General features: G+C 65.3%; 22 protein-coding genes. 10 read left to right on the forward strand and 12 right to left on the reverse strand.

Annotated features, from left to right (window positions below):
* The first annotated feature begins 186 nt into the window (after nt 1-186).
* Nucleotides 187-582 carry a DUF5805 domain-containing protein gene (locus LAQ74_RS05660; RefSeq protein ID WP_224335923.1) on the forward strand — a complete coding sequence of 132 codons (396 nt, stop codon included), beginning with the start codon at nt 187-189 and terminating at the stop codon, nt 580-582.
* Nucleotides 572-1,633, forward strand: coding sequence for a tyrosine-type recombinase/integrase (locus LAQ74_RS05665; protein ID WP_224335925.1), 1,062 nt, complete (start codon nt 572-574; stop codon nt 1,631-1,633). The genes LAQ74_RS05660 and LAQ74_RS05665 overlap by 11 nt, the downstream gene beginning before the upstream one ends.
* Before the next feature lie 450 nt (nt 1,634-2,083).
* On the opposite strand, the gene LAQ74_RS05670 is transcribed toward LAQ74_RS05665, so the two are convergent.
* Complete coding sequence (locus tag LAQ74_RS05670; protein WP_224335931.1) at nt 2,084-2,791, reverse strand: SOS response-associated peptidase; 708 nt, start codon at nt 2,789-2,791, stop codon at nt 2,084-2,086.
* A gap of 97 nt (nt 2,792-2,888) precedes the next feature.
* Here LAQ74_RS05670 and LAQ74_RS05675 point away from each other — a divergent pair, with 97 nt between their 5' ends.
* The gene (locus LAQ74_RS05675) at nt 2,889-3,638 is read left to right on the forward strand and encodes a ribonuclease H-like domain-containing protein (protein ID WP_224335932.1); all 750 of its coding nucleotides are present in this window, start codon (nt 2,889-2,891) and stop codon (nt 3,636-3,638) included.
* An 18-nt stretch (nt 3,639-3,656) separates the two neighbouring features.
* Here the strand turns inward: LAQ74_RS05675 and LAQ74_RS05680 are convergent, their stop codons facing one another.
* Nucleotides 3,657-4,358 carry a helix-turn-helix domain-containing protein gene (locus tag LAQ74_RS05680; RefSeq protein WP_224335933.1) on the reverse strand — a complete coding sequence of 234 codons (702 nt, stop codon included), beginning with the start codon at nt 4,356-4,358 and terminating at the stop codon, nt 3,657-3,659.
* Nucleotides 4,359-4,470: 112 nt separating this feature from the next.
* On the opposite strand from LAQ74_RS05680, the gene LAQ74_RS05685 reads away from it, so the two are divergent.
* On the forward strand, nt 4,471-4,821 hold the full coding sequence (locus LAQ74_RS05685) for a DUF7344 domain-containing protein (protein ID WP_224335935.1): 351 nt from the start codon (nt 4,471-4,473) through the stop codon (nt 4,819-4,821).
* 9 nt (nt 4,822-4,830) lie between these two features.
* Here LAQ74_RS05685 and LAQ74_RS05690 read toward each other — a convergent pair whose 3' ends face one another.
* On the reverse strand, nt 4,831-5,028 hold the full coding sequence (locus LAQ74_RS05690; protein WP_224335937.1) for a DUF5800 family protein: 198 nt from the start codon (nt 5,026-5,028) through the stop codon (nt 4,831-4,833).
* A 94-nt stretch (nt 5,029-5,122) separates the two neighbouring features.
* On the opposite strand from LAQ74_RS05690, the gene LAQ74_RS05695 reads away from it, so the two are divergent.
* Together LAQ74_RS05695 and LAQ74_RS05700 are read left to right on the forward strand one after the other, a co-directional pair.
* A complete protein-coding gene (locus LAQ74_RS05695) occupies nt 5,123-5,977 on the forward strand; it encodes a polymer-forming cytoskeletal protein (protein ID WP_224335939.1) in 855 nt (284 codons plus the stop codon).
* A 47-nt stretch (nt 5,978-6,024) separates the two neighbouring features.
* Nucleotides 6,025-7,200: a redox-regulated ATPase YchF gene (locus tag LAQ74_RS05700; RefSeq protein ID WP_224335941.1), complete on the forward strand. Its 1,176-nt coding sequence runs from the start codon at nt 6,025-6,027 to the stop codon at nt 7,198-7,200.
* Between the two features lie 75 nt (nt 7,201-7,275).
* Here the strand turns inward: LAQ74_RS05700 and LAQ74_RS05705 are convergent, their stop codons facing one another.
* Together LAQ74_RS05705 and LAQ74_RS05710 are read right to left on the reverse strand one after the other, a co-directional pair.
* Nucleotides 7,276-7,596, reverse strand: coding sequence for a PadR family transcriptional regulator (locus LAQ74_RS05705; protein WP_224335943.1), 321 nt, complete (start codon nt 7,594-7,596; stop codon nt 7,276-7,278).
* Between the two features lie 221 nt (nt 7,597-7,817).
* The gene (locus LAQ74_RS05710) at nt 7,818-8,033 is read right to left on the reverse strand and encodes a hypothetical protein (RefSeq protein WP_224335945.1); all 216 of its coding nucleotides are present in this window, start codon (nt 8,031-8,033) and stop codon (nt 7,818-7,820) included.
* Between the two features lie 222 nt (nt 8,034-8,255).
* Between LAQ74_RS05710 and LAQ74_RS05715 the strand changes: the two genes are divergently transcribed.
* The gene (locus tag LAQ74_RS05715; protein ID WP_224335946.1) at nt 8,256-8,435 is read left to right on the forward strand and encodes a hypothetical protein; all 180 of its coding nucleotides are present in this window, start codon (nt 8,256-8,258) and stop codon (nt 8,433-8,435) included.
* 54 nt (nt 8,436-8,489) lie between these two features.
* On the opposite strand, the gene LAQ74_RS05720 is transcribed toward LAQ74_RS05715, so the two are convergent.
* From LAQ74_RS05720 to LAQ74_RS05735, 4 genes are all read right to left on the reverse strand, one after another.
* Nucleotides 8,490-9,344, reverse strand: a complete 855-nt coding sequence (locus tag LAQ74_RS05720) for a UbiA family prenyltransferase (RefSeq protein WP_224335948.1) — start codon at nt 9,342-9,344, stop codon at nt 8,490-8,492.
* A gap of 73 nt (nt 9,345-9,417) precedes the next feature.
* A complete protein-coding gene (locus LAQ74_RS05725; protein ID WP_224335950.1) occupies nt 9,418-10,539 on the reverse strand; it encodes a pyridoxal phosphate-dependent aminotransferase in 1,122 nt (373 codons plus the stop codon).
* A 126-nt stretch (nt 10,540-10,665) separates the two neighbouring features.
* Nucleotides 10,666-12,258 (reverse strand): right-handed parallel beta-helix repeat-containing protein, encoded by a 1,593-nt coding sequence (locus tag LAQ74_RS05730; protein WP_224335951.1) that lies wholly within the window; start codon nt 12,256-12,258, stop codon nt 10,666-10,668.
* A gap of 101 nt (nt 12,259-12,359) precedes the next feature.
* On the reverse strand, nt 12,360-12,512 hold the full coding sequence (locus tag LAQ74_RS05735; protein WP_224335952.1) for a hypothetical protein: 153 nt from the start codon (nt 12,510-12,512) through the stop codon (nt 12,360-12,362).
* Between the two features lie 105 nt (nt 12,513-12,617).
* On the opposite strand from LAQ74_RS05735, the gene LAQ74_RS05740 reads away from it, so the two are divergent.
* The gene (locus LAQ74_RS05740; RefSeq protein WP_224335956.1) at nt 12,618-13,964 is read left to right on the forward strand and encodes a DEAD/DEAH box helicase; all 1,347 of its coding nucleotides are present in this window, start codon (nt 12,618-12,620) and stop codon (nt 13,962-13,964) included.
* Here the strand turns inward: LAQ74_RS05740 and LAQ74_RS05745 are convergent.
* Nucleotides 13,961-14,359, reverse strand: a complete 399-nt coding sequence (locus LAQ74_RS05745; protein WP_224335958.1) for a transcriptional initiation protein Tat — start codon at nt 14,357-14,359, stop codon at nt 13,961-13,963. The genes LAQ74_RS05740 and LAQ74_RS05745 overlap by 4 nt on opposite strands.
* Nucleotides 14,360-14,471: 112 nt before the next feature.
* On the opposite strand from LAQ74_RS05745, the gene LAQ74_RS05750 reads away from it, so the two are divergent.
* Entirely contained in the window at nt 14,472-15,974 is a 1,503-nt protein-coding gene (locus LAQ74_RS05750; RefSeq protein ID WP_224335960.1) for a DUF790 family protein, read from the forward strand.
* Nucleotides 15,975-16,038: 64 nt separating this feature from the next.
* A complete protein-coding gene (locus tag LAQ74_RS05755; RefSeq protein WP_224335962.1) occupies nt 16,039-16,761 on the forward strand; it encodes a hypothetical protein in 723 nt (240 codons plus the stop codon).
* A 29-nt stretch (nt 16,762-16,790) separates the two neighbouring features.
* On the opposite strand, the gene LAQ74_RS05760 is transcribed toward LAQ74_RS05755, so the two are convergent.
* Nucleotides 16,791-17,327 (reverse strand): DUF7122 family protein, encoded by a 537-nt coding sequence (locus LAQ74_RS05760; protein ID WP_224335964.1) that lies wholly within the window; start codon nt 17,325-17,327, stop codon nt 16,791-16,793.
* Nucleotides 17,324-18,313 carry an RsmB/NOP family class I SAM-dependent RNA methyltransferase gene (locus LAQ74_RS05765; protein WP_224335966.1) on the reverse strand — a complete coding sequence of 330 codons (990 nt, stop codon included), beginning with the start codon at nt 18,311-18,313 and terminating at the stop codon, nt 17,324-17,326. The genes LAQ74_RS05760 and LAQ74_RS05765 overlap by 4 nt, the downstream gene beginning before the upstream one ends.
* Nucleotides 18,314-18,408 lie beyond the last annotated feature (95 nt).

Genomic DNA, 18,408 nt, shown 5'->3' on the forward strand with positions numbered 1-18,408 from the left:
GTGAAAGGGCCCTTCGCTGGATTCGACGCACAGATTGGAATGTGTGACCAATACAACTAGCTATAGTGCCATAGCTCTATCTTTACTGTCTATACACCGTGCAATCACGACCCTAGAGATATATCTTAGCGTACTAAGATTCGTGCGTAGGGATAGGTTGATGTGGACAGGGTCCGACGCCAAACCGTGAGCGAACCGGACACCAGTCGGTCGGCGGTGAAGACCTACGTGCCGACGTACCAGAAAGAACAGTGGGCCGACCACGCCGAGGAACTCGAGATGACCCAAAGCGAGTTCGTTCGGACGATGGTACAGGCGGGTCGACGCGACTTCGATCTCGACGCGCCGGACGAGAATCCGGAAGCCCCTCCTGACCACTCGAACCCCGGGGGTAACGTACTCGAAGATCGGGTCCAAGAAGTGCTCCACCGACGGGGCGTCATGTCGTGGAGTCAACTGGTCGAAGCGCTCTCGGGAGATTTCGAGAGTCGACTCGAAGACGCGCTCGACTCGCTGCAGTCGTCGAACCGAATCCGGTACAACGGGCGGGAAGGGGGATACGTGGTGACCGATGGCGAGTGAGTCGACCGGAAAGGGTGAAGAGACCGACGACCCCGTCGGTTACTTCCTCCAAGATATGGAGTACCACGGCAAGTCCGAGCGAACCCGAACCGAGTACGAACGAGTGCTGCGTCGGTTCGAGTCGTTCCTCGGCGACCCCGCCAGTAATCCCGCGGGTCGGTCGACCGCACCCGCCGACGCGACCCACCGCGACTGCATGGCGTGGGTCCACTCGCTCCGCGGTACCGTCGCGTCGAGTACGGTCGCCATCTACGCCGCGTACCTCCACCGCTTCTACGGCTACATGACGCAGGTCGGCGTCTTCGACTCCAACCCGATGACGCTCGTCACCGAGGAGATGGACGAGTCCATCGAGAAGGATCCGACCCGCCGCGACATCGACGTGCCGACGATGCGGGCGTTCGTCGCCGACGTCCGCCATCCGCTTCACCGCGCACTTGTCGGGACGTTCCTCAAGACCGGCATCCGTGTGGGTGAACTCTGCAACCTTGACCTTCGGGACGTGTCGCTCGACGACCCGCAGCTGTCGACCGCCTACGACCTCGGCGGTCGACCGCAGTTGGACACCCGCCCGAACTCGATTTTCGTCTCCTCGGCTCCGACGGTCGGCGAGCAGACCAACGGCGAAGTCCGGTCGGCGTCGAACAAGCGAAAACGCGACACGGTGATTCCAGTCGACGACGAACTCCTCCGACTCCTGAAATCGTGGCTGGCAGTTCGTCCGGACGTCGTTTCGCCCGCCGACCCGCTGTTCGTCGGGACGAGCGAAGGGTGGGGTGAACGACTCACCCCCAACGCCGTCCACAACGTCGTCACCACCTACGCGAGCGACGCCGGCTGGTACCGCCCCGGCGGCGGCGCGACCGAGAACGTCACACCGCATTACTTCCGACACTTCTTCACGACGCATCTCCGCGACCGGACCGGCGACCGCGGCATCGTCAAATACCTCCGCGGCGACGTCGCCACCGACATCATCGATACGTACACCCACAACTGGGGTGGCCAGGTTCGGGAGACGTACGAGTCGAACATCTATTCGATACTCTGAGTTGTCGGACCCCTTTCGATACCGTGCGTTTCGAGGAAATCGAATCAGTACGCCGTACTCGGTGGCTTTCCGGGGAGCACCTTCGAAGGCTGTTCCTGAATATATCTGTCTATCTCTCTGTCGAGATTTCTAGATAGATGACCGACGTAGTACTCGACCCGGTATCCGAGTGACGAGTGCACTTCGGTAGCCGTCCGCCGAGAACGCCGCACGGCAATTCGTCGTGAGAGCGTCAGTCCCGGCGAGACGCGGAGCGTTACGGGTTCGATATCCGAACGCGCCCCACGGCGGTCCGTCACTTTCGCCTCACCCCGCGTAATCGAGTACACGGCTTCGATGCCTTGCCGTGATGTCCCGTTTGACGTGCTATCCGAATCTCTGCACTCGCGGATCGTCGTTACGACAGCATATGTACTGTATATCGCTATATCCAAACTGTGTCGATCACCGTCACGTCGAAGTCACTTCTTCGACCAACGCTGCGGAGTCGTTCGCGGGACTGTTCACCCGCGTCGAGACTGGGTACGCCCGCATCTCGGCTTCGGGATACGGGTCCAAGAGCGTCGACGCCTCGTCTGCGTCGGCGGTGAGCCACTCCTCTTCTTCCTCGGGCGCGAGGACGACGGCCATCCGGTCGTGAAGCGGTGACACCACCCCGTTGGGTTCCGTCGTGAGTATCGCGAACGTCTCGATCGGTTCCGGGTCACCCGCGCCGCCGTCGTCGGTGAACTCGTCGAGGCCGGTCTGGGCTTCCGGCGGCGTCCACCGCTCCCAGATACCGGCCATGGCGAACGGGCGGTCGTCCTCGAACGCGACTCGGTAGGGTTGCTTGCCGTCACCGTTCTCGCGCGGCGTCCACTCGTAGAATCCGTCGGCGGGGACGAGACAGCGACGTCGCTCGAACGCCTCGCGGAAACTCCGCTTCTCGGCGACGCTCTCGGCGCGGGCGTTGATGAACGACTTCGAGCGTGACTCCGCCCACGTGGGAATGAACCCCCACTGGGCGAACCGCAGCGTGTCTGGCGCATCGTTCCTGATGACCGGCAGTTGCTGGCCGGGCGCGCAGTTGTACCGTGGTTCGAGCGGACGTTCGGCGGTAACCTCGAACCGGTCTTCGAGTTCGGGTTGCGGCGTAAAGAGGCTGTAACGACCACACATGTAGTATCGAAGGACACCGAGCGAGTTAGGTCGTCGGGTTGTCCGCTCTCCGTGACGGTGCGACGGGTTTAGGTTTCCCCGTCTCCGGCGTACGGACGTGCGAATCGAGAACAGTTTCATCCCCGTCCGCGGCGTCGGCGAGAAGACCGAGCGCCGCCTCTGGGAGTCGGGTGTCACCCATTGGGACGAGTTCGAGCGGTCCGCCGTCGGCGAGACCACCGCCGACCGCATCGAGACGTTCATCGCCGAAGCGACCGACCGCCTCGACGCCGGCGACTCGCGCTACTTCGACGCCGCGCTCCCGAGCAGCGCGCGCTGGCGACTGTACGAGAACTTCCGCGACGACGCCTGTTTCTTCGACATCGAGACGACCGGACTCGACGCCTCGTACGCCGACGTGACGACGGTCAGTCTCCACCGCGGCGGCGAGACGACGACGCTCGTCCGCGGGCAGGACCTCGCAGCGGAGACGCTGCGCGAGCACTTCGCGGACGCGCCGCTTCTCGTCTCCTTCAACGGTATTCGCTTCGACGCGCCCTTCCTGGAGGAGTCGTTCGACATCGACGTCGACGCGCCGCACCTCGACCTGATGTACCCCTGCAAGACGTTGGGGTTCTCCGGGGGACTCAAGCAAATCGAGAGAGACCTGGGAATCGAACGCGACCGGCCGGACCTCTCGGGCCGCGACGCGGTTCGTCTCTGGCGACAGTACGAACGCGGCGACGACGAGGCGCTCGACACGCTCGTCTCGTACAACCGCGACGACACGGTGAACCTCCGAGCGTTGGCCGACGATGTCTCGTCACGCCTCCACGACGACGTGTTCGCGGACGTCCTGCCTCAGTAATCGGAACGGCGACCTCGCTCAGCTCGCGGGGGAGTGCTCTCGTTCGGGCCGTCCGTCGCTCGCTCGCTTGCGCTCGTCGTCAGGACGGAGCGCGTTCTCGACCAACGTCTTCACCGCCCGGCGGAACCGCTCGGATGCCGCGTTTCCGGAGATTCCCAGTTCGTCGGCGAGTTCCGCCAGCGACTGTTCGCGCGGGATTTCGAGGTAGCCGCCCGTCACCGCCGCGAGGAGCGTCTCGCGTTGGGCGGTCGTCAGCCCGTACTCCTCGACGGTCGACTCCTCTCGTTCCTCGAAGAGTCGGTGAAACTCGAAGTCGACGTCGCGCTCGCGGCAGAACGCGTGACAGCGAGCGAACGACTCCCGGCCGGGGAACTCCGCCCGAAACTGCCACCCCTCGTGAGTCGCCGTGAGGTCGTGGATGACGCCTCCCTCCTCGACGACCAGCGGATAGATACTCGTTTCGAGTCCTTCGCCGCGTAGTTCCGTCTGGTAGAGCCGTCTGGAGTCGGTGGCGACGACTGTCGACAGCGACCTGACGGTCGGGTCCTCCTCGGCGGCCCGCTCGAACGCCTCGAACTCGTCGCTCTCGACCCAGACGAGAATTCGGACGCGGTCGCCGTCGACGGCATTGGACCGTTCCCAAACGATCTTCGTCCCCGGTGCCCGCTGTAGCGCCTCGCGCAGTATCGAATGGTCGAGGGTAAACTCGACGACAATCACCGTACTACCCCCCGATCGGTCAACATCGGTACGGGAGAGTACTCATCCGTATATAAGCTGCGGGGAAATGCACGCTGTTGCCTCATGGTGTGTGAGAGAGTAGCTACGCGTAGTGCTTGGCGAAGACCCCGACCAGAACTCGACCGACGTTCTCTTCGATCTGCTTTCGGACGCACGCCGCCGACATCTCTGGTACTGTCTCGAATCGGCGACGGCCGACGTTCTCTCGGTCGACGAACTCGCACGTCTCATCGAAGAGCGAGAGCCACAGACGAACGACGCGGAGCCGCCGCAGCACGGCCATCTCGCCCACGAACTGTATCACGTCCACCTCCCGAAGTTCGACGAGGTGGGACTCGCCGAGTTCGACGCCGGCGAACTGACGGTTCGTCCGGATTCCGTCCCGCCGTTAGAAACGGTATTCGACGCGGAGACCGGACTTCCGGTCGGCGAGAGTGACTGACGGAGTCGTTTACGCCAGAATGTCGCCGATACGTCGCGGTTCGCCGCTCAACTCGGGCTGCTTCTCGACGATCTTCAGCACCTCGTGGTCGGTCACGTCGGGGTAGGACTTCTGCGTCGCGTCCTCGATGAGTTCCTTTTCGAGGCGGAACTCGGTTCCGTCGTACACCACGTCCACGCCTTGCTCGTCGAAAGAGAGGACAGTCATACCCGCCGTTGGCCACCGGAACGTAAAAACGTGGCTCGTCGTCCGCCGGGCGTCTTGCGGACGGTTTATTATCCCTGACGTTTTGGTGCGCACTGTGCCACCCGGTCAGGACCCGCTCGACGCTCTCCGCATCCCCGACGGAACGACCGTCGAGGAACACGACCTGGTCACCGACGGCGACGTCATCGTCGGTAGCCAGGCCACCGTCGACTTCGGCGTCCGCGGCCGGAACCTCGCCGCGGGCGAGCGCGCCTCTTTCGGCGGCGACATCGAAGCCGACGGCGACTGCCGCCTCGACATGTGGTGCGACGTCGCCGGCAACGTCCTCGTCGGCGACGACGCGTACCTCGGCGAGCGCGTCCACATCGGCGGTCGCCTGATGGTCTCGGGCGATTTGGACATCGGCGACGACGTCGAGATCGACGAGGGCTTCGAGGCCAGCGGCTGGATCGTCATCCGTAACCCGGTGCCGACGCTCGTCTTCTACTTCATCGTCCTCTCACAGCTGTTGAAACTCGGCGAGCGCGACGCCGCCAACGAACTCGCGGCGGCGATGGCCGACGGCGACGAACAGCGCGACCCGCTCGTCGTCCCCCGCGGCGGTCACGTCTCCGACGACGCCTGGCGCGTCTCGACGCCCGCACGCATCGGCAGCGACTGCCGACTCCACGGCAACGTCCGCGCCGAGTCCATCCGAGTGGGCGAGCGAGACAACATCTTCGGGAGCCTCCGCGCCCGCGGAGACATCTTCGTCGGCTCCGATACCCGCGTGCACGGCGACGTGACCACCCGGTCGGGAACCGTCCACGTCGCCGACGACGCGCGCGTTCTCGGCGACGTGGTCTGTTCGGACCTCGTCGTCCACGAGGGCGCGACCGTCGACGGCTCGATGCGCGCCCGCGGCGAAGTGAAACTGGTCCGCTCGGATATGACGCGCGAGATCGAGTAGTCTCTTCTAACCGAAAGGAAATTCCCCGCGACTGCGGAACGGTAGGTATGCTCACCATCGCGCTCGCGGGCAAGCCGAACGCGGGCAAATCGACGTTCTACACCGCGGCCACGATGGCGGACGTGGACGTGGCGAACTACCCCTTCACCACCATCGACGCCAACCGCGGCGTCACGTACGCGCGGACGGAGTGTCCCTGTCTCGACCGCGACGAGCGCTGCGGCAACTGCGAGGACGGCAAGCGCTACGTCCCCGTCGAACTGCTCGACGTGGCCGGACTCGTCCCCGGCGCGCACGAGGGCAAAGGACTGGGAAACCAGTTCCTCGACGAACTGACGAACGCCGACGTCATCGTCAACGTCGTCGACGCCTCCGGCGGCACCGACGAGGAGGGCGAACCGGTCGAAGTCGGCACGTACGACCCGCTCGACGAGGTGGACTTCATCGAAGAGGAGATGGACCAGTGGTTGGCGGGCATCGTCGACCGCAACTGGGAGTCGATCGAGCGCAAATCACGGTCGCCCGACTTCGACATCGACGACGCGCTCGCGGAGTTGCTCACCGGTTTCGGCGCATCGGAGTACGAGGTGGCCGCCAGCCTCCGCGAAATCGACTACCCCGCGGACCCGATGCAGTGGACCGACGAGCACCGCGAAGCCTTGGCGCGAGACGTGCGCGCGCGGACGAAACCCATCGTTCTCGTCGCCAACAAAGTCGACATCGCCCCCGAGGAGAACATCCGACGACTTCGTGAGACCGACAAACTCGTCGTCCCCGCCACGGCGGACGGCGAACTCGCGCTTCGTCGCGCGGCCGAGGCGGGCATCGTCGACTACGACCCCGGCGACGAGAACTTCGAACTCGTCGGCGACGTGACCGACGCCCAGCGGAAGGGCCTCGAACAGATTCGCGACGTGATGGCCGAACACGGCGGCACCGGCGTCCAGCAGGCGATAAACACCGCCGTGTACGACCTGCTCGACCACCTGACGGCGTACCCCGTCCAAAACGAGTCGAAGTGGACCGACGGGCAGGGGAACGTGTTGCCCGATGCGTTCCTCTTACCCCGGGGGTCGACGCCCGCGGACTTAGCCTACGCCGTCCACTCCGACATCGGCGAGGGCTATCTCCACGCGGTCGACGCCAAGTCGAAGCGCCGCATCTCGGATTCCTACGAGTTGGAGGAAGGCGACGTCATCAAAATCGTGAGCACGGCGAAGTAGAGGGGGCCGGGCCTGACGAAATTTGACACGCTCCGCTCTCGTCTGCGGCGCTCGTAAAAGGTCCGATAGTCGTAGTTAGTCGGCGCTGCTGCCGACCGTGTTGTCGCTACGCGCGTCCGACGCGCGGCCGTGCTGGCGCCGCTCCCACGCCCAGCGCTGGCGGATGGCGTTGCGGCCTTTCTCGGTCAGTTCGTAGTAGTTCGTCCGCTGGTCGAGGGTTCCTTTCTCGACGAGGCCCGCCTCGACGAGGATGTCGAGGTTCGGGTAGAGACGACCGTTGTTGACCTCGCCGCCGAGGTACTCCTCGATGTGGACTTTGATGTCCTGTCCCGAGGGGTGGTCGTGTCCCGCACAGACGAACAGCAGGTCTCGTTGGAAGCCAGTCAGGTCGTTCACATCAACAAGGAGGACACTCAGAATGTTAGTTATCGGGCTGCTAAGTGGTTCGGCGCGGCGTTCGCCGCGGGGTTAGTACCCGCTTGTCATCGTCGTCGACCGTTCGTCGCCGACCGTTTCGAACCGTTTCGAACCGTTTCGACGCCGTACCGTCTCGCGGTTTCACCGTTTCGGCCCCGCGCGTCGAACTCGGACCGCCAGTCGGCGTGTTCGAGGCCGACTCAGACGACCCTCGGCTCTCCGGTCACCGCCACCCGGAGCAAAACGGCCGAGAACAGCACGACCCAGCACGCGAAGAAGACGACGGCGATGGTTCCAAGATACTCGACGTCGGTTCCCCCAACCTCCAACTCCTTGAGTTGCCAGAGGTACACCGTCGTCTCGACGCCCATCACGACCAGAAGCACCGCGACGACTCTAATCGTCGTCGTCGACACGTCCTCCCCTCCGGTCGTCCCGTGACTGGTCCCGATAATTGAAAGTCAACTTAGAAAACATCTACGGACGTCTCACCCTCTCGGCGGGCGTAGATATAGATACTGCTCGTCGGACGAGTGTCGGGACCCGGCGACTCGAACACCAACACGGGGACCCGGCGGCCGAAGGACGGGGCCGAGTCGGACCGACGTTTCAAGTATCTCCTTGTTGGTCGATACCGTATGTACAGGGCAATCCTCCCCGACGGCGACATGGAGTGCGCCGACTACGAACGCGACGAGTACGGCATCAACATCTTCACCGACGACGAGGAGTTCATCGCGTTCATCCCGTACGCGAACCTCGTCGCGCTCATCAACGAGAACGTCCAACTCGGCGACGAACCGTCCATCGCGGACTGACCGTCGACACCCTCGGACCGACCGTCGACAGACCGCTCTCGGGTCGGCGTCGACTCACGAGAGCGGCCGGTACCGAACCGCCACGAGGAGCATCGCCAGGAAGACGTACGACCCCCGAACCAGCAGCATCGTCGCCAGCGTCGGATCCGTCGTCCGCGCGGAGACGGCGGCGACGACGCCCATGGCCGCGGCGGCGACGACGGCCCCGACGGGGAACACGTCGAGGAAAACGAACCCGACGACGAAGCCCTGCCCAGCGACTACGAACGCGTAGGCGAGTCGCCGCGCGTCGCGTCGTCCGAAGACGACGGCGACGGTCCGTTTGCCGATGGAGCGGTCGTACTCGTAATCCTTCGAATCGTCGATGATCTTCACGCCCGTCAGCATCACGAGGAAGACGAGCGCGAACGAGAGCGGCGTCGGGTCGAACGCGCCGACCTGCACGTAGTAACCGCCGACGATTGCGAGCGCGATGCCGGTCGGATACCCCAGCGTCGTCGTCGCCGCACGCATGTCCAACTGCGGTGCGTGGAGGTAGCCGATCACCCAGCAGGGTAGCGTCACCGCGGCGGCAACGGGGCCGACAAGCGCCCAGAGCGCGCCGAGGCAGGCGGCGAAGCCGAGCGTCGAACCGGCGAGGGCGAGGCGACAGCCGTCGACCGACAGCGGGTGGTCGTCGTCCTCGCTCCGGACGTGGAAATCCACGTAGCCGTCCTTGACGTGGGCGGTGTAGACGGCGAAGAAGACGGCGAGCGCGTGCGTCGCGCCGACGACGGGCGAGAACTCCCCGGCGAGGACGCTGCCGAACCACGACGCGGCGACCGGCGGGAGCATGAACACCGGATGCACTTGCGACCCGAACGCCCGAAGCGCCGCTACCGGTCCGGTTCCGTGTCGTGCGACTCCCATAGGCTAGTCGCCAGCGAACGAAGGGATAAATCCTGTCCGCGCCGGAGCGGTCGGGTGCTCGCAAATCCTGCGCTCAGCGGACCGCGCGCGCGGCGTCGCTCATGATTTCTATCGCCTCTTTCAGTTCCTCGGTCCCCGTCGCGTACGAGAGTCGGGCGTAGCCCGCGCCGTGTTCGCCGAACGCGTCGCCGGGGACGACGACGACGCCGCGGTCGATGCACTCCTCGACCCATCCCTCCGGCACCCTCGGCATCGCGTAGAACGCGCCGCGAGGGGTCGGCACCTCCAATCCGGCGTCGGTGAGGCCGTCGACGACGAGGTCGCGGCGCTCGCGGAACGAGGCGGTCATCTCGTCGACGACGTCGTGCGGGCCCGACAGCGCCGCTTCGGCGGCGTACTGCGCCGGGGCGCTCGCGCAGGCCTGAACGTATTGGTGGACGCGAAGCATCCGCTCGACGCGGCGCTCGGAGCCGTACACCCAGCCGAGTCGCCACCCGGTCATCGAGAATAGCTTGGAAGCGGAGTTGACGACGACGACGTTGTCGGTCTCGGCGTACTCGACGGGCGAGTGGAATTCGCCGTCGAAGACGGTGTACTCGTAGACTTCGTCGGAGATGCAGAGCACGTCGTGTTCGTCGGCGATGCGGGCGAACTCGCGTATGTCTTCCTCCGGCGATACTGCGCCCGTGGGGTTGCCGGGACTGTTGACGACGAACGCGGCCGTGTTCTCGGTGATGGCGTCTTCGACCGCCGCGGGGTCGAGCGTCAGGTCCTCACGGAGCGGGACGGGCACGGGGTCGCCGCCGGCGAGTTTCGTCAGCGCGTCGTAGGAGACGAACCCGGGGTCGGGGATGATGACCTCCTGGCCCTCGTCGACGTGCGCCTCCATGGCGACATGGAGCGCCTCGCTCCCGCCCGCGGTGGCGATAATCTGTTCCGGTGAGAGGCTCACCCCCTGGTCGGTTTCGTGTTTGGCGGCGATAGCCTCGCGGAGCGGGAGAATCCCTTTGTTGCCGGTGTAACCGTCGGCCTTCCCCGACTCGATGGCGTCGACGGCGGCGGCACGTGCGTGCTCGGGCGTCGGAAAGTCCGGTTGCCCGAGGCCGAGGTTGATGGCGTCCTCGCCCGCCGCCTCGAACACTTTGCGGATGCCGCTGATAGAGATTCGCTCGACTCGCTCGGAGAACTCCGTCATGCTCGTACCCGTGCGGGCCGCCAGCATAGTTCTTGCTTCCGCGGAAGGACGGGCGTCGCCGGGACGGTCAGCGGTGACTCTCGGACATCGAATCGCCACACCGCGAACAGAAAAGAGGGGTCGAACTCAGTTGTTGCGAACGACGTTGCCGCCCGATCCGTTGCGTACGAGTATCTCGCGGCCGCCGTTGTCGCGGACGTCGTTGTCCTCGACGAGGTTGTCGTCGGAATTGTCGAGTTCGATGCCCTCGTCGTCGTTGCTCACGACCTCGTTGTCGACGATCTCGTTGTCGTCGGCGCGCAGCAGGTAGATACCGTCGTCGCCGTTGTCGCGGACGACGTTACCGTCGAGGGTGTTTCCGTCCGTCCCGCGGAGGAAGAACCCGTCGTCGCCGTTACGGGTGACGACGTTGTCGACGAGTTCGGTCCCGTCCGAGCCCTCACCGAGTCCGATACCGTCGTCGCGGTTGTTCCGGACCTCGTTGTCGTCGACGACGGTTTCGGTGGCTTCGCCGAGTCCGATACCGTCGTTGCGGTTCTCGAGGACAGTGTTCGATTCGACGACAGTGCCCGCAGCACCGCCCGTCACGAAGACGCCGTTGACGGCGTTGCCTCTGAACTCGTTCGAGACGACGGTGGTCGCCTCGGCACCGCGGACGAAGATACCGTCACCGCCGTTTCCGGCGACGACGTTGTTGCGAATCTCGTTGCGTTCTGCGCCCTCGCCGAGGCTGATGCCGTCGTCAACGTTTCCGGTTACGGTGTTGCGGACGATTCGGTGCTCGACGGCGACGTCGCCGTCGCTGCCCTGGATGCCGATACCGTCGTTACCGTTGTCGTTGACGCTGTTGCGCTCGACGAGGTTCTCGGCGGTGCGGCCCACGAGGTAGATACCGTTGACACCGTTGCGCTCGACGGTGTTCTCGCGAATCACGTTGCGGTCGGAGTCCTCGAACTCCATCGCGCCTTCGACGAGGATGCCGTGGCGGCGATTGTCGGTGATGCTGTTGCGCTCGAAGGTACCGTCGGCGGTGCCGAAGAGGTAGAGGCCGATCTCGTTGCCCTCGATGGTGTTCTGCGCGACGGTGGCGCGCCCGACGAACACCTCGATCCCGACGCCGTCGTTGTCGCGGACGACGCTGTCGACGATACGAACCTCAGTTTCGGAACTCAGGATGCCGAGTCCGTTGTCGTAGACGGCGCTACGTTCGACGGTGAAGCTACCGAAGTCACCCGAGATACCCACGTCGTTCTCGCGCGCGTGGCTATCGCGAACGGTCAGGTCACCGTCCGAGGAGGCGATACCGAAGCGGTTGTTCTCGGCGACGACGTTCTCGACGACCATGTTAATGCCGCTGCCGAAAACGTATATGCCGGTTCCCCAGTCGGAGACGGTGACATCGCGGACCGTCACATTCTCGCTGCTAGTCTGGATACCGTCACTCGTTCGGCTTCCGACGCCGTCGATGACGTGGCCGTCACCGTCGAACGTGACGTTATTGGCCTGGATTTGGATACAGATTCGACGTTCGTCGTCGACGAGGCCTCTGGCGTCTCTGATATCACCCGTCAGAACGTAGCGCCCCGACTCCGTGATGACCGTACACTCGTCGATGGACGTCGCTCCGGTCTGCCCGGCGGCGATGCCGACGAACCCGCCGAACACCGATAGGACGACAATCGTTACGACTCCGAACACCCGTATATCACGAATATTCATGATAGTATCGATGGTGGTTCAGGATATAACCATATTTCAGGATTTCAGGACGATTCGGGCGACGAAAAACGGCGTTCGAGGTTCGGGCGCTCAGTCCTCGCTCAGCCCTCGTACTCGTCTCTGAGGTCCTCGATGTGCGACTGCAGCAGTCCCAGTGCGGCGTCGGCGTCCATGTAGCCCTGTTCGTACTCTTCGAGGACGCTGTCGGCGTCTTCGAGGAACGTGTCGACCGTCGATTCGAGTTCGTCTGCCATACGCACTACGTCGACTCGGAGACCCTTGTCTCATCTGATCGCTATCTCCCGCGGACCGCCCCATCTCCGGAGCGCCTTTACTCTCCACCCGCGAACGCTCGGACAGTGACGGTCACGCTGCGCTACGAGAACGGCACCATCCGCATCGACGCCGATGCCGACGAGGCGGTGCCGTCGCTCCCGTTCGTCGAGGACGACCCGAGAAGCGGCGTCGCCCGCGCGCCCGCCTCCCGCTACGCGCAACTCCGGCGGGTTCTCGACGAGCGCGGCGTCGACTGCGACGACCGAGTGCTCTCCGATACCTCTTTGGACCTCTCAACGACGTACGACCTCCGCGAGTACCAGCGCGACGCGCTGGACGCGTGGCTGTCGAACAGCCAGCGCGGTATCCTCGAGCTCCCCACCGGTAGCGGAAAGACTGTCGTCGCCATCGCGGCCATGGTCGAACTCGGCGTACCGACGCTCGTCGTCGTCCCGACCATCGACCTGCTCGAACAGTGGCGGCGCGAGCTCGAAACGGAGTTCGATATCCCCATCGGCCAGTTCGGCGGCGGCGAGCAGATTCGAGAGGACATAACGGTCTCGACGTACGACTCCGCCTACTTGCGCGCCGACGAGGTCGGCGGCGAGTTCGGGTTCGTCGTCTTCGACGAGGTTCACCATCTCGGCGGCGAGGGCTACCGCGACATCGGCCGCCTCCTCGCCGCCCCCGCTCGGATGGGCCTCACGGCGACGTTCGAGCGCCCCGACGGCGCACACGAGGTCATAGAGGAACTGGTGGGTCGGAAGGTGTACGACGTCTCCGTCGACGAGTTGGCGGGCGGTCACCTCGCTGACTACGCGATTCGCCGCGTCGAGGTCGAACTCACCGACGAGGAGCGCGAACGCTACGAAGACGCACAAGGAACGTTCGTCGACTACCTCCGAACGGCGAACATCACGTTCCGGAGCGGCAGCGACTACCAACGCTTGGTCAAACGCTCCGGAAACGACCCGCGCGCACGCGAGGCCCTGCTGGCGAAGCAACGCGCCCGCGACATCATGATGAACGCCGACGAGAAGGTGCGCGAACTCGGGCGGATTCTCGACCGCCACCGCGATGACCGAGTCATCGTTTTTACTGCTCATACCGACCTCGTCTACCGACTCTCGGAACGATTTCTGCTCCCCGCCATCACGAACGAGACGGGCGCGCCGGAGCGCCGCGAGATACTTCGGCGGTTTCGAGATGGGACGTACTCGCGAGTGGTCACGGCGAACGTCTTAGACGAGGGCGTCGACGTGCCGGACGCGAACGTCGCCGTCGTCCTCTCCGGAAGCGGGAGCGAACGCGAGTTCACGCAGCGACTCGGCCGGATTCTGCGACCGAAGGAAGACGGACAGACGGCGACGCTGTATGAACTCGTGAGCGCGGAGACGGCCGAAGAGCGGGTGGCGGCGCGGCGGCGTTAACTCGACTGGACCGACACCTGCAACTGCCCGTTGCGCTGGAACGCCCCGAACGAGACGGAGACGACCGTCTCGAACTCCGCCGTCGAGTCGCCCTCGACGGTCACTTCGGTGGTCTCGGCGGTCTCCTCGTCGTCGATGGTCACCTCGACGGTCACCGTCCCGGTCCGTTCCTCCGGGCTCTGATTATCAACGGTGCCGAAGGTGCGCAGTTCGTCGTCTTCGGTTCCTTCGTAGTCGAACGCCTCGACTGAGAGCGGGTCCTCCTCGGGCTCCTCGCCGGGGCCGGTCGCCGGTTCCTCGGGTGGGCCGCGCGGCCCCGTCGCCTGCGGGAGCGAGGAGAGACAGCCCGCCGAAAGCGCCGAGAGGAGTGTCGTCGCGAACGCCCGTCGTTTCATGGCCGAGCGTCTGCGCGCGGCCGTATGAGCCTTGTCCTCCGTCGACGACGGCACTCCGGTTCGACGACCCGAACCCCGCGGCGCTTTTATCACCCGGGACGAAACGACACCTGTGCTGACGAAAGACCTCCTCCGGGTGTCACGCCGCGGCGGCTATCGCCCGCGGTTCGTCGACCAGACGCGTCGTCCGCTGGCGGCGCGGGTGCTCGGCGTCTATCAGGGTCACGTCGGCGAGCGTCGCGAGGCGCTGACGGCGGCGTTGGACGACCTCGAAGCCGACTCGGACGACTTCAAACTCGTTCGCGGATTCGCGGCGCTGGCCGACCGAGAGGCGACGTTCGAGACCGACGCCGCCCTGCCGCCGGAGCGCGCCCGTCGCGTCGCCTTCGAGAGTGCCGAAACCGTCGGCGGCGTCGCTAGCGACGACGAGCGAACCGCGGCGCTCGACGTCGCGGCGGACCGACTGGGCGTCGAAAGCGAGGACATCGAGGCGTCGCTGTACGCCGACCGGGACGTGAACCAGCGACTCGCCGAGTTCGACCCGCGGTGGTCGCCCGACGAACTCCTCTCACAGTACAACCTTTCGCTCGCGCAGACCGCGCTGTTCGACGCCACCGAAGTCAGGGTCCAAAGTTCGGACCCGAAGGCGCTCGTCTCGGCGGTGAAACGACTGCGGCTGATGTACGAAATTCGAAAGACCGAGCAGGGGAGAGAGGTCGTCGTCACCGGTCCAGACAGGCTCTTTCGGCGGACTCGGCGCTACGGAACCGGCTTCGCGCGCCTGCTCCGGACTGTCGCCAAGTCGGCCGACTGGTCGCTCACGGCGACCATCGACGACCGCGGGACCGAGCGCGAACTGACGCTCACGAACGAGGACGTGTCGGTGCCGGGGGTCGAACCGATCGCCGAATCGACGTACGACAGCGGCGTCGAGTCCGATTTCGCCGCCCGCTTTTCCTCTTTGGACCTCGACTGGGACCTCGTACGCGAACCCGAACCGCTCGAAACCGGCTACCGTGTGATGATTCCCGACTTCGCGTTCGACTACCGCCACGCCGATTTTCGCATCTACTTCGAAATCATGGGGTTCTGGACGCCCGAGTACGTCGAGAAGAAGCTCTCGCAACTGGCCGACCTCGAAGCGGTCGACATGGTCGTCGCTGTCGACGAGTCGCTGGGCGTCGGCGAGGAGATTCGTGCCCGTGACCACCGCGCGATTCCGTACTCGGGGTCGGTTCGACTGAAGGACGTGGTCGACGTACTGCGCGAGTACGAGGCCGACCTCGTCGCCGCCGTCGTCGACGACCTGCCGGAGGTACTCGAACCCGACGCCGACGTGACGTCGCTCGACGCAGTTGCCGCCAACTTCGGTGTCAGCGCAGACGCTGTCGACGACCGACGGTTCCCGGCGCACGAACGGCTGGGCCGGACGCTCGTTCGACCGGCCGTCCTCGACGAGTTGCGCGAGGAACTCGAGGCCGGAATGTCGCTCTCGGAGGCCGAAACCGTACTCGACGAACGCGGCGTCGACGACGCCAGCGCGGTGCTCTCGGCGCTGGGGTACCGTGTCGAGTGGGAGGGTCTGGGCGGCGGGACACTCCGCGAGAAGGGGTGACGGCGCGGCGAGAGTGACAGCGGACCTATAAAAAGCACTTACCGCTCGCCTCCGTTCGGACGGTATGGCCGACCCAGCGGGGCCAGCGCCGACCGAGAACGCTCGACGCGGCGAACTGATTCCGTGTACCTTCGGCGGTGACGACGCCGAGTACGAGGGCGTGATTCAGCCGTGGGCGGGGCGGACCGGCGGCCTCTACGTCGCGTGGCGCGTAGGGCCGGTGTCAGGGCGACTCGGCGCGTACCGTGCCCCACCCGACGAACTCCGTTTCGGCTACAGTTCGTTCTCCGAGCGACCGGCTACGCATCGCTACGCCGCGTCGCTCTCGGCCACCATCTCCAAGCGACTTCGCTCGGAACTCGACGACCTCGCCGAGCCGATGCGCTCGCCGCACCTCGGCGCGATACCCACCGTCTTCGACAGCGAGGTGTTTCTCGCTCCGCCCGAGGCCGCCTCCACCGGCGAGGTCCACCACCACGAACTCGTCGGCCGGAAGGGAACGTTTCGAGGCTGGTTCCAGCCGTGGCGACCGCCGAACGGCGGTGTAGTGTACGTCGCGTGGCGACTCGACAGCCAGGACCACGACACCTATCCGTTCGAGGCGACGGGGCACCGATTCGGCGTCTTCTACGACGACGCCGTCTGGCTGGGTTCGGTGTTCGACACGGTGTCGCTGTTCCGCGTCGCCTGCGGGACGACAGGGGCGCTCGACCGCCTCGGCGAGGACGTGGAGGGATTGTACGACGACGTGCCGGAGCGACGGTTTACCGCGACCGAGCGCGAATAAGAGTCGAGTACCCGAAACGTACGAGTCGCTCAGTCCAACACCGGCAGCGACTCCTGTCGACCCTTCGGCACCGTCGACCGGAGTTCGCCGTAGAGATAGAGGCCGACGCCCATCGGTTCGGTCTCGCCGACGAGGTCGTGGGCGACGACGAGGTAGCCCCAGTCGCCGTCCCACTCGATATCTTGGTCCTCGCCGGCGGCGAACCGCGTCGCCGTCTCGCCAGCGAGTTCGACGACGTTCTTCGTCGCCTCACGTCCGAATCGCTGAACCGCATTGGTCGTCGGCTTCCAGTGCTCCTGTCGCGTCCGCAAAAAGGACATCCCGAGCCCTTCGATGCGTATCGGGTCGACGGTGTCGCCGTGGAACGCCCAGACTTTACCTTTGCCTTTCTCCCAGAAGGTGAAGTCCTCGAACGCCTTCGGGGGGATTCCGAACCGTTCCTCCCACCAGCCGACGACCTCCTCGCGCGTCGCCCGGTCGGGCACCTCGCGCTCCTCGGCGGTGTCGGGGAGGCGGTCGAACTGCTGGCCGGAGTTCGTCGGTTCTTCCCTCCTTTCGTCGCTCACGCTTTCACCTCCAGCTTTGCGCAGAAGAACCCGCCCGTGTCGTTGTGATGCGGGTAGACGCGGTGGGCTTTCGTCACGTCGGGGTGGTACTCCTCGTCGTCCCACTCGGTGACGCCCGGCACCGTTTCGAGCGGCGAGTCGAACTCGACCATCCGGCAGTCTTCTTCCTCCAGCGCGTGGCTGAGGATGGCCTCGTTCTCCTCGGGGGCGAAGGTGCACGTCGAGTAGACGACGGTGCCGCCGGGCTTCGTCGCCTGGATCGCGCGGCGGAGGACGCCTTTCTGGATGCCGGCGACGCTGTGAACGTGGTCCAGCGTCCACTGGTCGAGCACGTCGGGGTTCTTGCGGACCGTGCCCTCACAGGAACAGGGGGCGTCGACGAGCGCCCGGTCGAACGCCTCCCGTGCCGCGTCGGCGGGCGCGTCGTTGTCGCCATCGTCGTCGCCGCCGTCGCTGTCGTATCTACGACCGCCGAACTGGTCGGAGCCGAACGGTTTGAGCGAGAAGTTTCTGGCGTCCTGGTTCGTGACTGCCAAGTTGGTCACACCGAGTCGCTCGGCGTTGTGTCGGAGTGCCGAGAGACGGCCGAGGTTGTTGTCGTTGCCGACGAGGAGGCCGGTGTCGTCCATCTGCGCGGCGAGTTGGGTCGTCTTACTCCCCGGCGCGGCGCAGGCGTCCCAGACGAACTCGCCCGGTTCGGGGTCGACGGCCAGCGCCGGCAGCGCCGACACCTCCTCTTGGCCGTGGAGCCAGCCGTGGAAGTACGGCCACGTCGTGCCCGGACTGCGGCCGTCGAGTTTCAGGATGCCGTCGTGCCATCCGGCCGGTTCGTAACCGACGCCCTCCTCGTCGAGCGCCTCGCGGGCGCGGGCGGGCGTCGTCTTGATGGTGTTCACGCGGACGACGGACGGAAGCGGTCGCTCGCAGGCCGCGAAGAACGTCTCCTCGTCGTCGACGAGCGGCGCATACCGCTCCAAGGGGTTCATGCAGTCGACTTTCCCGGCGGCGCGTTTGTCGGTTTCGGAGTGCGCGTCCAGCAGCCGTACTCGCCGACGTCATTCTGTCCCCCTCGCAGGACGGT

This window comes from Haloprofundus halobius (assembly GCF_020097835.1).
GTDB lineage: Archaea > Halobacteriota > Halobacteria > Halobacteriales > Haloferacaceae > Haloprofundus > Haloprofundus halobius.

Excerpts from the sequence above, each read along its gene's own strand:
- LAQ74_RS05665 (WP_224335925.1), top strand. The coding sequence starts at position 572 with ATGGCGAGTGAGTCGACCGGAAAGGGTGAAGAGACCGACGACCCCGTC.
- LAQ74_RS05670 (WP_224335931.1), bottom strand. The coding sequence starts at position 2,791 with ATGTGTGGTCGTTACAGCCTCTTTACGCCGCAACCCGAACTCGAAGAC.
- LAQ74_RS05690 (WP_224335937.1), bottom strand. The coding sequence starts at position 5,028 with ATGACTGTCCTCTCTTTCGACGAGCAAGGCGTGGACGTGGTGTACGAC.
- LAQ74_RS05700 (WP_224335941.1), top strand. The coding sequence starts at position 6,025 with ATGCTCACCATCGCGCTCGCGGGCAAGCCGAACGCGGGCAAATCGACG.
- LAQ74_RS05715 (WP_224335946.1), top strand. The coding sequence starts at position 8,256 with ATGTACAGGGCAATCCTCCCCGACGGCGACATGGAGTGCGCCGACTAC.
- LAQ74_RS05720 (WP_224335948.1), bottom strand. The coding sequence starts at position 9,344 with ATGGGAGTCGCACGACACGGAACCGGACCGGTAGCGGCGCTTCGGGCG.
- LAQ74_RS05725 (WP_224335950.1), bottom strand. The coding sequence starts at position 10,539 with ATGACGGAGTTCTCCGAGCGAGTCGAGCGAATCTCTATCAGCGGCATC.
- LAQ74_RS05730 (WP_224335951.1), bottom strand. The coding sequence starts at position 12,258 with ATGAATATTCGTGATATACGGGTGTTCGGAGTCGTAACGATTGTCGTC.
- LAQ74_RS05735 (WP_224335952.1), bottom strand. The coding sequence starts at position 12,512 with ATGGCAGACGAACTCGAATCGACGGTCGACACGTTCCTCGAAGACGCC.
- LAQ74_RS05745 (WP_224335958.1), bottom strand. The coding sequence starts at position 14,359 with ATGAAACGACGGGCGTTCGCGACGACACTCCTCTCGGCGCTTTCGGCG.
- LAQ74_RS05755 (WP_224335962.1), top strand. The coding sequence starts at position 16,039 with ATGGCCGACCCAGCGGGGCCAGCGCCGACCGAGAACGCTCGACGCGGC.
- LAQ74_RS05765 (WP_224335966.1), bottom strand. The coding sequence starts at position 18,313 with ATGAACCCCTTGGAGCGGTATGCGCCGCTCGTCGACGACGAGGAGACG.